We start from the raw sequence: 10,007 nt of genomic DNA on the forward strand, positions 1-10,007 counted from the left end.
TATGAAGCCCACCATAAAAGACGTCGCTAAGAAGGCTAATGTATCCATTGCCACAGTGTCACGTATTCTTAATCAATTACCTGGATATACAGAAGAAACCAAGCGGAAAGTATTAGAGGCGATTGAAGAACTAAATTATAAGCAATGCTTTGGCGAGGGGATTGATTGGAAAGAAGACACAGACAATTGGAGTTCTATTTCCTTATGTTTCGAGTATGCTTTCATCTGAAATTCTGGACGGTATTGAAAATATAGCTCATGACCGTGACTCGAGTGTGATTGTTTGTCATACAGCGAGTAATGGAGAGCGAACGATGAAATACCTACAGATGCTCCATGAAAAAAGAGTGGATGGGCTGATTTTTGCCAGTTCTATTCTTACAGAAGCCTATTATCAGAGGATGGTAGATATGAATGTTCCTGTCGTTTTGTTATCTACTGCATCTTCACACCCTTTTCCCTTTGTGAAGGTAGACGATGAAATAGCTGCGTATTCAGCTACCGAATACCTGATTCAAAAGGGGCATCGGCATATTGCCATGGTCAGTGGTAGCTCGAATGATCATTGCTGGGATTCCAAGAATTGAGGGTTTTAAAAAAGCGTTGAAGGATTATCAGCTTCCTTGTCATGATCATTCCATTATTCATTGTAATAGTTTTGGATTTTATGATGGTCAAAGGGTTTTACCTCTACTGCTGGACAAGTATCCAGAAGCTACGGCTGTGTTTGCTGCAAGTGATGATTTAGCTATGGGAGTGATTTCCTCAGCCTATCAGTTAGGGATTGCTGTCCCTCAGCAATTATCCGTCATTGGGTATGATAATACAAGATCTGCAGAAATGGCGATTCCCCCATTAACAACAGTGGCTCAACCTTAGTAGGGCTGGGTGAGGCTGGAGCAAGTATGTTATTTGAGATGATTGATACAGGTGAAAGTGTCCCAAGTAAATTGATGGAGCATTATATAGTAGAGAGAGAATCTGTAAAAAAACTAGAGTGAAAAACATATTTTTTTACCTATTTAGTTAAACGTTTACGTAGTTGGTTTTATTGAAAAAAGAAGTTCAGAATGAGTTGAGGAGGGTCAATATGAGTGAAGTTTTCAGAAAATTATTAATTATTTTATTGGTGGTTGTCTTGCCTTTATCCTTACTATCTGCTTGTGGTTCAAAAAGCACGGGACAGAACGGTCATGTCAAGCTAGAGCTATTCTCCAATAAATCAGAGAGCATTGAAACATTGAAAAGCATGATTCAAAAATTTGAGGAACAAAATCCTACCATTAAAATTGAATTAAATGCACCTCCTGAAGCGGAAACGGTACTGAAAACAAGACTGACCAAGAATGATATTCCCGATTTAATGGCAATCGGAGGGAATTATACTTTTGGTGAGTTAGCAAGGGCAGGGGTCTTTCATGATTTTAGTGGTGATTCGAATGTGAACAAAGTACATGAAGCTTATATGGACATGCTCAAAAATCTTGTTGGAAGCGAGAAGGAAGGAATCTTTGGAATCCCTTATGCAGCTAATGCCAATGGAGTAATTTATAATATTGAAAAACTGGAGGCACTAGGACTTCAACCACCAACTACCTGGGATGAATTTATTCATGCCCTAGAGGTGGCGAAAGAAGCAGGCGAAACTCCCATTTATTTTACTCTTTTGGATGCATGGACGGGAATGGTGACTTGGAACTCATTGGCTGCCAATCTTCAAGGTGATGACTTTGCTCAGAAGCGCTCCTCTGGAGAAGTAACATTTCAGGATAGATATAGCGAGGTGGCAGATAAGTTTTTAACCCTTTTAAACTACGGTCAACATGATCGTTTTGGAGTAGGCTATGGTGATGGAAATAATGCCTTTGCGAGAGGAGAAAGTCTATTTTACTTACAGGGAGTCTGGGCAATTCCTGAAATCACGAAGGCAAATCCAGATATAAAGCTTGGCGTTTTCCCATTTCCTGTTACAAATCAGTCTGCACAGAACCGTTTGGTTTCTGGTGTTGATGTTTTGTTAAGTATGGGGGCAAAGACCAAGTACCCTGAGGAAGCAAAAAAGTTTATTGATTTTATGCTGCAAGAAGAAATAGCCAAGCAATATATTACAGAGCAATCCGCTTTTTCAGCTGTACAAGGAGTATTTCAAGATGATCCTATCATGGTAGGTTTTAAGACAAGTTTTGAAACAGGAAATATTACGAGTTTTCCAGATCATTACTATCCACCAGGAATGCAGGTTGCAAATCTTGTTCATGAATTTTTACTAGAAGGAAAAAACAAAGAAGCCTTTCTAGATAGATTAGATCAAGAGTGGGACAAAGTAGAGCAAAGATAATCAATAACTGAGATAGTGGAAGGGGCATCGTTTTCTAGTGCCCTTTCCATTGATCAAAAGGAGATGTAACTGTGAAAAAACAAGCGAGGAGCTATCTATTAATGACACTACCTGCTCTAGTTTTGTTTTTTGTTTTTCATACGTATCCTGTTTTACAAGGGATCTTTTACAGTTTTACAAATTGGCGAGGGTATGGTGAGTGGATTTATAGGTTAAGGAATTATATTCATGTTTTTGCGGATGATCGAGCTCTTTCTGCATATCTTTTTACCTTTAAGTTTGCTATTGTTTCGACGATTTTGGTTAATATATTTAGTTTACTGATTGCTCTTGGGTTAAACGCAAATGTTAAATTCAAAAAGACACTGCGTGCGATTTATTTTATGCCTAACATTTTGAGTATTCTAATTGTGGGATTTATCTTTAATTTTATTTTTGCGCAATTTATTCCTCAGATTGCTCAAGAATTAGGGATCATCTCACTGACCAAAAATATTTTAGGAAATCCAGAGTTAGCGTGGGTTGGAATTGTTATTGTGGCTGTATGGCAGGCAGTAGCCTTTAATACGATCCTTTATTTAGCCGGGCTTCAGACCATTCCGTTGGAGATTTACGAAGCATCCAGCTTAGACGGGGCGAATCGCTGGCGACAGTTTTGGAGTATTACATTCCCAATGATTGCGGCGTTTTTTACCATTAATATGGTGCTGGCTATGAAAAATTTCTTAATGGTTTTTGATCAAATTATGGCGATGACAGGAGGAGGACCTGGTAGAGCAACGGAGTCCATTGCTTTATTAATTTATCGAGGAGGATTTGAAGGAGGGCAATTTGCTTATCAGTCAGCCAATGCTGTCATCTATTTCTTAGTCATTGTTGCTATTTCAATTTTTCAAATTCGTATCTTAAGTAAGAGGGAGGTTGAAATCTAAATGGTAGGAAGAAAGACGAATTGGGTGTTAACCTTTCTCTTAATACTAGGGGCGCTTTTGATTTTATTTCCTTTGTATTTAACCATCACTATCGCTTTTAAAACTCCTCAGGAAATGGCACATTCCCTATTAGCTTTGCCTCAAAACTGGACACTGAATAATTTTATAAGTGCGATTGAGATGACCCATTTCTTTCGAGCCTTTCAGAATAGTGCGATTATAACTGTATCTGTGGTGATTCTCACTTTACTAACCAACTCATTAGTGGCTTATGCGATTGCGAGAAACCTGCACAAGCGTTTCTATAAGCTTTTATATTATTATTTTGTCAGTGCAATGTTTGTACCCTTTCCTATCATCATGCTTCCTATTGTGAAGCAAACGAGCCAGTGGGGCATGGATAATCTTGTAGGCTTAATATTTCTCTATATTGTCTATGGGCTTGCTTTCAATGTCTTTGTCTATGTGGCTTATATTAAATCGATCCCTTATGAACTAGAAGAGGCAGCCATTATTGATGGAGCAAGTACTTGGGGAGTTTTTTGGAAAGTGATTTTTCCTTTGCTGAGTCCCATGAATGCAACAGTAGGGATTTTGACTTGCCTCTGGGCGTGGAATGATTTTATGTTACCTTTGATTATTCTAAGTGATCGAGAGCTAGCTACGTTACCTCTCGTACAATACATTTTTCAATCACAATTTAGTACAAATTATAATTTAGCTTTTGCTTCTTATTTAATGGCTTTAACCCCGATGATTGTTGTTTATATTTTTGCACAAAAATGGATTATTAGCGGTGTAACCAAGGGAGCGATTAAATAAGAGTGCAAGAGTTCACCATAGTAAAAAGAAACTAAAAAATAGAAAAAGGTAGGAGTGAGTGAAATGAAAAAAACATGGTGGAAAGAAGCGGTCGTATATCAAATTTATCCAAGGAGTTTTATGGATTCTAATGGCGATGGAATCGGGGATATTCAAGGGATTATTCAGAAGCTAGACTATCTAAAGGAGCTAGGAATCGATGTGATTTGGTTATCTCCAGTCTATCAGTCGCCAAATGATGATAATGGGTATGACATTAGCGATTATCAAGCCATTATGAGTGAGTTTGGAACCATGGAGGATTTTGATCAATTGCTCAAGGAGGCACATGATCGTAACATCAGAATCATGATGGACCTTGTTGTCAATCATACATCAGATGAGCATGCTTGGTTTCAAGACGCACGTTCTTCGCTTGATCATGAAAAAAGAGATTTTTATATTTGGAGAAAGCCAAAAGAAGATGGAAGTGAGCCTACTAATTGGGGAGCCGCCTTCGGAGGATCAGCATGGGAATTCGATGATCACACCAAGGAATACTACTTGCACTTATTTAGCAAGAAACAGCCTGATCTAAACTGGGAGAATCCTGCTCTTCGTCAAAGCATATATAAGATGATGAGATGGTGGTTAGATAAGGGAGTGGATGGCTTCCGAATGGATGTCATTAATTTCATTTCTAAGGATCAAAGATATCCTGATGGCGAAGTAGCTGAGGGTCATCATTATGGAGATGGCAGTCCATATTACTTAAGCGGTCCTCGCATTCATGAATTTTTACAAGAGATGAACCAAGAAGTTCTTTCGAAATACGATGTCATAACTGTGGGTGAAATGCCTGGAGTGAATACAGAGCAAGCAAAGCTCTATACGGCAGACGAGCGTCATGAACTTAACATGGTCTTTCATTTTGAACATGTGGATTTAGGGAATGGAAGATACGGAAAATGGACACCAGGAGAATGGAAGCTGAGTGAAATGAAGAAAATCTTCTCTAAGTGGCAGCTGGAGTTAGAGCAAGAGGGCTGGAACTCCTTGTACTGGAGTAACCATGATCAGCCAAGAGCCGTTTCTCGCTTTGCCAATGCTAGTGAAGAATATCGAGTTGTTTCTGCCAAAATGCTTGCCACATGTTTGCACATGATGAAGGGGACCCCATACATCTATCAGGGCGAGGAAATCGGAATGACCAATGTTGCTTTTGAAGATATTCAGCCTACAGGGATATTGAAACCTTAAACGCCTATAAAGATTATACACAGGATGGCAGACTTTCTCATGACTCCATTATGGATGCCATTTATCAGAGAAGCAGAGATAACGCAAGAACCCCCGTGCAATGGAGTGGTGAAGCTCATGCTGGATTTACCACTGGAACGCCGTGGGTTGAGGTCAATCCAAATTACAGGCATATCAATGCGGAAGCTGTAGTCCATGATCCTACCTCGATCTTCTATTATTATAAAAAGCTGATTCAGTTACGCAAACAATATGAGATTATTGTATATGGGGAGTACAAACTGCTGGCAGAGAAGGATGAGCAGGTTTTTGCCTATACAAGACAGTGGAAGGATCAGACATTGCTAGTGATTACGAGCTTTACGGAGGATCAAGCAACCTTTATTTTGCCAGATCACATGTCTTTCTCTTCCTTAAGCTTATTAATTAGCAACTATCAGGTTACGGAAACAGAAAAGAAACAAATTCTTCTTAGACCTTATGAAGCAAGAGTCTATTTGTTAGGATAAACGAACTAAAGAGGGGGTTCTTATGAGAATAGGAACACCCTCTTTAATTTGGATTTTCATCCGTTTGGGCTTCAATCGATTTTGCCGGTTTTTCCGTCAGAGGTGTAGAGAAGCCCTCCTGTGCACCTGCCATGCTAATGAAATAGTGTAAGAATCCTGCGGGTACGCTAGTAAACTGGACACCGTATTTGTATTCCTCACCATGTTGCTGCTTCCAAACAATATATCCACGTAAGGATTGAAGCTGATCTCTGTATAGATTAAAATCTAATATGAGATCTTCATTTACAGGGAAGTTCAAAGAAGAATAAAATTGTAAACCATGCATACTAATATCTTTGATGCTGACTACTGTACTATTTGCTTTCACTGGTTTACCATGCAACTCAGCAATGGTAAATGGAATGCGAATATTACTTGTGAACACGACTCTAGCAGACATTCTTTCTTTCATAGCTTGTCACCTCTAAGTAAGGTAATATTAACTAATTGTTAGATAGAAGAATTATACCATATAAGCAAATATGAGCATATAAGGAAAAATGCGTGCTAGAAAATATTTTTTGATTTTTTTAAAAATTTTACATATTATTCCTGTAGGCTTATAGTTTAAAGAAATGAATAATTGTATCCAACCATCCGAAGGCTGCGATCCACAAAGGGATACTGAGTAGAAAACCCCAGAATATTCCGACAAAAATATTTTTTTCTTCCTCCATTTTCGTGACCTCCTTCAACATCATAATAGGAATATTATGGGTATTTATTTTGTTTTTTATACCTTGATCTAATAGGAAAGAGCTAGATAGGACTAGATAGGTGAGCCTAGTTTTTTGATTAATTGAAACTATTAGGAGGTCTTACCGTATATTATGTAAAAAATTGTGAGGTGGTACAATGTTTGAATTAATGGAAACGATCGTCCCCCTGTTCTTTATCTTGGTCATTGGAATCATTCTATTTCAATTGTTTAGAGGGGTATCCGAATGGAGCCACAACAATACTCAACCGGTTTTAACCGTTGAAAGTAGAGTCGTAGCGAAAAGAAACCACGTAAGCCGATCATCGCATCATCATAGTGATCACACCAATCATCATACTTCGACAACGTACTATGTCACCTTTGAGGTCGAGAGTGGGGATCGAATGGAGCTTAAGGTGTCTTTCAAGGAATATGGCTTGTTAGCTGAAGGGGATCAGGGGAAGCTTACATTTCAGGGAACACGCTATCATGGCTTTGATCGACATAGAGGTGACGTAGAGGAATGATTCGTATACAATAGGGCTAAGAATAAGGCGGAAGAAAGTGAGGACCTACAGAAATGAGCTTTCGGTTTACTAAAATGCATGCTCTTGGAAACAATTATATTTATGTCAATCAGTTTGAAGAGAGCTTACCAGAAGATGCTTTAGCGGATATTGCCATCAAGGTTGCCTCTGTACAGACAGGAATCGGATCAGATGGAATGATTCTTATCTGCCCTTCCAATGTCGGAGCGGTAAAAATGAGGGTATTTAATTCAGACGGATCAGAAGCAAAGAATTGTGGGAATGGTTTACGTTGTGTAGCCAAATACTCCTATGAAAAAGGGCTGGTAACTGAACCAAAATTTAAAATTGAAACCTTGGGGGGGATCGTCGAAGCCGAGGTTCGATTGGTGCAGGGGAAAGTGGTTGAAGTAACGATTGATATGGGGAAACCAGGTTTGACCAAAGGCTCACTTCCCATGCTAGGTGAAAAAGAAGAATCTACCGTAGATGCGCAAATGACTGTAGATGGAGAAGAACTATCGTTTGTTGGAGTGTCTATGGGAAATCCCCATGCCATTTTCTTTGTTGAAGATGTGGAGAAGGCTCCAGTGACTACATTAGGACCCAAAATAGAGAAGCATGAGCTTTTTCCTGAGTGGACAAATGTAGAATTTATTCATGTTCGGAATCCACGTGAGATTGATTTTCGTGTTTGGGAGAGAGGATCTGGTGTAACTTATGCATGTGGTACAGGAGCATGTGCCGCAGCGGTAGCAGCCATTGTCAAAGAGAAGGCACAAAAGGGAGAAGCAATAACGGTACATTTACTTGGAGGAGATTTACAAATTACGTGGAAAGAAGATGATCATATTTGGATGACTGGACCCGCGGAATATATCTGTGAGGGAATCTTTTTTCTATAAAAGTGTAAAAAATAGTGTAAAAAAATGAAAAAGAGCCACTGAGCAAATCTAATATGACCTTTTGACAAGGACATGTTACTTTCTCAGTGGCTCTTTTTTTCTATTGTTTAATATTCTTTAATTATATTATAGAAGGTATCTCTTTCAATAGGCTTCTTATACGCACCTTTGACTAGCCAAACAAGCTCATCTCTTGTGAGTCCAGCCGGAGTAAGAGCTCCAGCAGAATGACTAATTCTCTCTTCAATCAGAGTACCGTGAACATCTGATGCTCCGAAAGAAAGGGCAAGCTGAGTCAGTTGTGTACCTATGTTGATAAAGTAAGCTTTAATATGAGGAAAATTATCGAGCATCAACCGGCTAATGGCAATCGAACGAATATCATCAAATGCGGAGGTTCTACGCTTGATTCCTGCTTTTACACTGATTGGCTGAACAGCTAAAGGTATAAAGACAAGATACCCATTCGTTTCATCCTGTAGTTCACGTAGATAGAGCATATGTTGGACTCTTTCCTCTAAGGTTTCAATGGAGCCGTAAAGCATGGTCGCATGTGTTTTCATTCCGAGCTGATGTGCCTGACGATGAATGTTAAGCCATTCTTGAGAGCTTACCTTATCTGGACTCATTTTCAAGCGATATCTTTCGGACAATATTTCTGCTCCACCACCAGGCATCGTATCCAAGCCAGCTTCCATCAAGGTTTTCAACACATCTAAACTGGAGAGCCCAGATAGACGAGCAAAAAATTCAATTTCAGCAGGAGTATACATTTTGAGAGTGACATGTGGAAACGCCTGCTTTAGCTTTCGAACAATATCTACATAATAATCAAAGGACACCTTATGGTTATGTCCTCCCACCATGTGCAATTCACGAGTGGTGGGTGTGATCTTTTGAGCAACCTGCTCAACCAGTTCATCTCCTGAATAGGTATAGGAGCCCTCTTCACCGGGATCACGTCGAAATCCACAGAATTTACAATGCGCTTCACATACATTGGTATGATATATAGTCATATTTTCAATAAAATAAACATTGTCACCATTTTTTTTGTGATTAATTTGATTCGCCAGTTGACCTATGGTGAGTAAGTCTGGAGATTGATAGAGGGTGACACCATCTTCTAAGCTTAGTCGCTCTCCATTCTGAACTTTCCCAACAATAGGAGCGAGAGCAGGATCCATTATCGTTTTTAGAGTTGTATTCATCATTATTCCTCCGATCCTAAATACGATCTATATTATTATAATTCTAGAGGCGAAAGGATACAAGGAAAAAGGGGGGAATCACTACAATTCATTTTTTGCTATTCAGTAGGCCATCTTTACAATTAAAAAAACAAATAATTTCAACTAAAAGTCTTACCTTCAATTAATGTTAATTTATTGTAAATATTCCTCATAAAGTATTGATTCTGAAATAAATTGGGAATAATATGAAACTATTAAGGCAAATAAATGTGGAGGTTGATTGTTATGAGAAAGAAAAGAAAAAGTAGTTTTATAATTATGCTTGCATTAACTTTGATGTGGCCGTTTTCAGTTTATGCCGAAGCTGAGCAAAAACAAGAGAAAATTGAGACAACAGAGGTGAGTGGAAGTGCTCATGATCAAGAGGAATTAGATAGGGTGTATGGTCCCGCAAAAGGGAGTGCTACTATCTACTCATATCCATTGATAGAAGGGGAAGATATTGATAAGTTTTGGAATACACATTTATGGTCTGCAAAGTTTAATGTTGAAACAGGCTGGCAGATTCCAAAGACAATTCGTTTAAGCTCTGGAAAAACTACAGTATATTATAATGCAAAAACTTCAACAAATACTGGAACTAATACTAAGTGGAAGCTTCGAATCGAAAAAGAAGATGGTTGGATAGGGGGATGGTCACATATAGATACTCACGAGAATTTGCCGGTAAATGGATTATCTATTGGTAATTTTTCAGGATTAAAGTCAAATAGTGGGTGGGTAGGAAATGAGTACCGCTT

General features: G+C 38.8%; 11 protein-coding genes and 1 pseudogene. 10 read left to right on the top strand and 2 right to left on the bottom strand.

What is annotated here, in order from left to right; genetic code table 11:
• The first annotated feature begins 1 nt into the window (after position 1).
• The 7 genes and pseudogenes from JCM10596_RS30465 (at position 2) to JCM10596_RS26450 (ending at position 5,840) form a co-directional block, all read left to right on the top strand.
• Complete coding sequence (locus tag JCM10596_RS30465) at positions 2–229, top strand: LacI family DNA-binding transcriptional regulator (protein WP_025028451.1); 228 nt, start codon at positions 2–4, stop codon at positions 227–229.
• Positions 216–587: a type 1 periplasmic-binding domain-containing protein gene (locus tag JCM10596_RS30470; protein WP_025028452.1), complete on the top strand. Its 372-nt coding sequence runs from the start codon at positions 216–218 to the stop codon at positions 585–587. The genes JCM10596_RS30465 and JCM10596_RS30470 overlap by 14 nt, the downstream gene beginning before the upstream one ends.
• The gene (locus JCM10596_RS30475) at positions 535–879 is read left to right on the top strand and encodes a substrate-binding domain-containing protein (RefSeq protein WP_234410564.1); all 345 of its coding nucleotides are present in this window, start codon (positions 535–537) and stop codon (positions 877–879) included. The genes JCM10596_RS30470 and JCM10596_RS30475 overlap by 53 nt, the downstream gene beginning before the upstream one ends.
• A 211-nt stretch (positions 880–1,090) precedes the next feature.
• Positions 1,091–2,338 carry an ABC transporter substrate-binding protein gene (locus JCM10596_RS18790; RefSeq protein WP_025028454.1) on the top strand — a complete coding sequence of 416 codons (1,248 nt, stop codon included), beginning with the start codon at positions 1,091–1,093 and terminating at the stop codon, positions 2,336–2,338.
• Between the two features lie 71 nt (positions 2,339–2,409).
• Positions 2,410–3,270 (top strand): carbohydrate ABC transporter permease, encoded by an 861-nt coding sequence (locus JCM10596_RS18795; protein ID WP_025028455.1) that lies wholly within the window; start codon positions 2,410–2,412, stop codon positions 3,268–3,270.
• On the top strand, positions 3,271–4,092 hold the full coding sequence (locus JCM10596_RS18800) for a carbohydrate ABC transporter permease (RefSeq protein ID WP_025028456.1): 822 nt from the start codon (positions 3,271–3,273) through the stop codon (positions 4,090–4,092). It abuts the gene before it with no gap.
• A 63-nt stretch (positions 4,093–4,155) separates the two neighbouring features.
• Positions 4,156–5,840: pseudogene (locus JCM10596_RS26450) on the top strand (glycoside hydrolase family 13 protein).
• A 43-nt stretch (positions 5,841–5,883) separates the two neighbouring features.
• Here the strand turns inward: JCM10596_RS26450 and JCM10596_RS18810 are convergent.
• Positions 5,884–6,294, bottom strand: a complete 411-nt coding sequence (locus JCM10596_RS18810; RefSeq protein ID WP_025028457.1) for a PilZ domain-containing protein — start codon at positions 6,292–6,294, stop codon at positions 5,884–5,886.
• A 443-nt stretch (positions 6,295–6,737) separates the two neighbouring features.
• Here JCM10596_RS18810 and JCM10596_RS18820 point away from each other — a divergent pair, with 443 nt between their 5' ends.
• Both JCM10596_RS18820 and dapF read left to right on the top strand, forming a co-directional pair.
• Positions 6,738–7,109 carry a DUF2500 domain-containing protein gene (locus JCM10596_RS18820; protein WP_025028458.1) on the top strand — a complete coding sequence of 124 codons (372 nt, stop codon included), beginning with the start codon at positions 6,738–6,740 and terminating at the stop codon, positions 7,107–7,109.
• A 53-nt stretch (positions 7,110–7,162) separates the two neighbouring features.
• Positions 7,163–8,014, top strand: coding sequence for a diaminopimelate epimerase (gene dapF, locus JCM10596_RS18825; RefSeq protein WP_025028459.1), 852 nt, complete (start codon positions 7,163–7,165; stop codon positions 8,012–8,014).
• Positions 8,015–8,121: 107 nt separating this feature from the next.
• Here dapF and mqnE read toward each other — a convergent pair whose 3' ends face one another.
• Positions 8,122–9,225 carry an aminofutalosine synthase MqnE gene (gene mqnE, locus JCM10596_RS18830; RefSeq protein ID WP_025028460.1) on the bottom strand — a complete coding sequence of 368 codons (1,104 nt, stop codon included), beginning with the start codon at positions 9,223–9,225 and terminating at the stop codon, positions 8,122–8,124.
• Between the two features lie 267 nt (positions 9,226–9,492).
• Here mqnE and JCM10596_RS26455 point away from each other — a divergent pair.
• Positions 9,493–10,007, top strand: a 515-nt coding sequence (locus JCM10596_RS26455) for a hypothetical protein (RefSeq protein ID WP_034681737.1), incomplete at its 3' end; no start/stop codon positions are given.

It is taken from the genome of Caldalkalibacillus mannanilyticus JCM 10596 (assembly GCF_000615945.1).
Classification (GTDB): Bacteria; Bacillota; Bacilli; order Caldalkalibacillales; family JCM-10596; genus Bacillus_AT; species Bacillus_AT mannanilyticus.

What these genes read in the sequence shown, in the direction of transcription:
- JCM10596_RS30465 (WP_025028451.1), top strand. Translation starts at nt 2, where the DNA reads ATGAAGCCCACCATAAAAGACGTCGCTAAGAAGGCTAATGTATCCATT.
- JCM10596_RS30470 (WP_025028452.1), top strand. Translation starts at nt 216, where the DNA reads ATGCTTTCATCTGAAATTCTGGACGGTATTGAAAATATAGCTCATGAC.
- JCM10596_RS18790 (WP_025028454.1), top strand. Translation starts at nt 1,091, where the DNA reads ATGAGTGAAGTTTTCAGAAAATTATTAATTATTTTATTGGTGGTTGTC.
- JCM10596_RS18800 (WP_025028456.1), top strand. Translation starts at nt 3,271, where the DNA reads ATGGTAGGAAGAAAGACGAATTGGGTGTTAACCTTTCTCTTAATACTA.
- JCM10596_RS18810 (WP_025028457.1), bottom strand. Translation starts at nt 6,294, where the DNA reads ATGAAAGAAAGAATGTCTGCTAGAGTCGTGTTCACAAGTAATATTCGC.
- JCM10596_RS18820 (WP_025028458.1), top strand. Translation starts at nt 6,738, where the DNA reads ATGTTTGAATTAATGGAAACGATCGTCCCCCTGTTCTTTATCTTGGTC.
- dapF (WP_025028459.1), top strand. Translation starts at nt 7,163, where the DNA reads ATGAGCTTTCGGTTTACTAAAATGCATGCTCTTGGAAACAATTATATT.
- mqnE (WP_025028460.1), bottom strand. Translation starts at nt 9,225, where the DNA reads ATGAATACAACTCTAAAAACGATAATGGATCCTGCTCTCGCTCCTATT.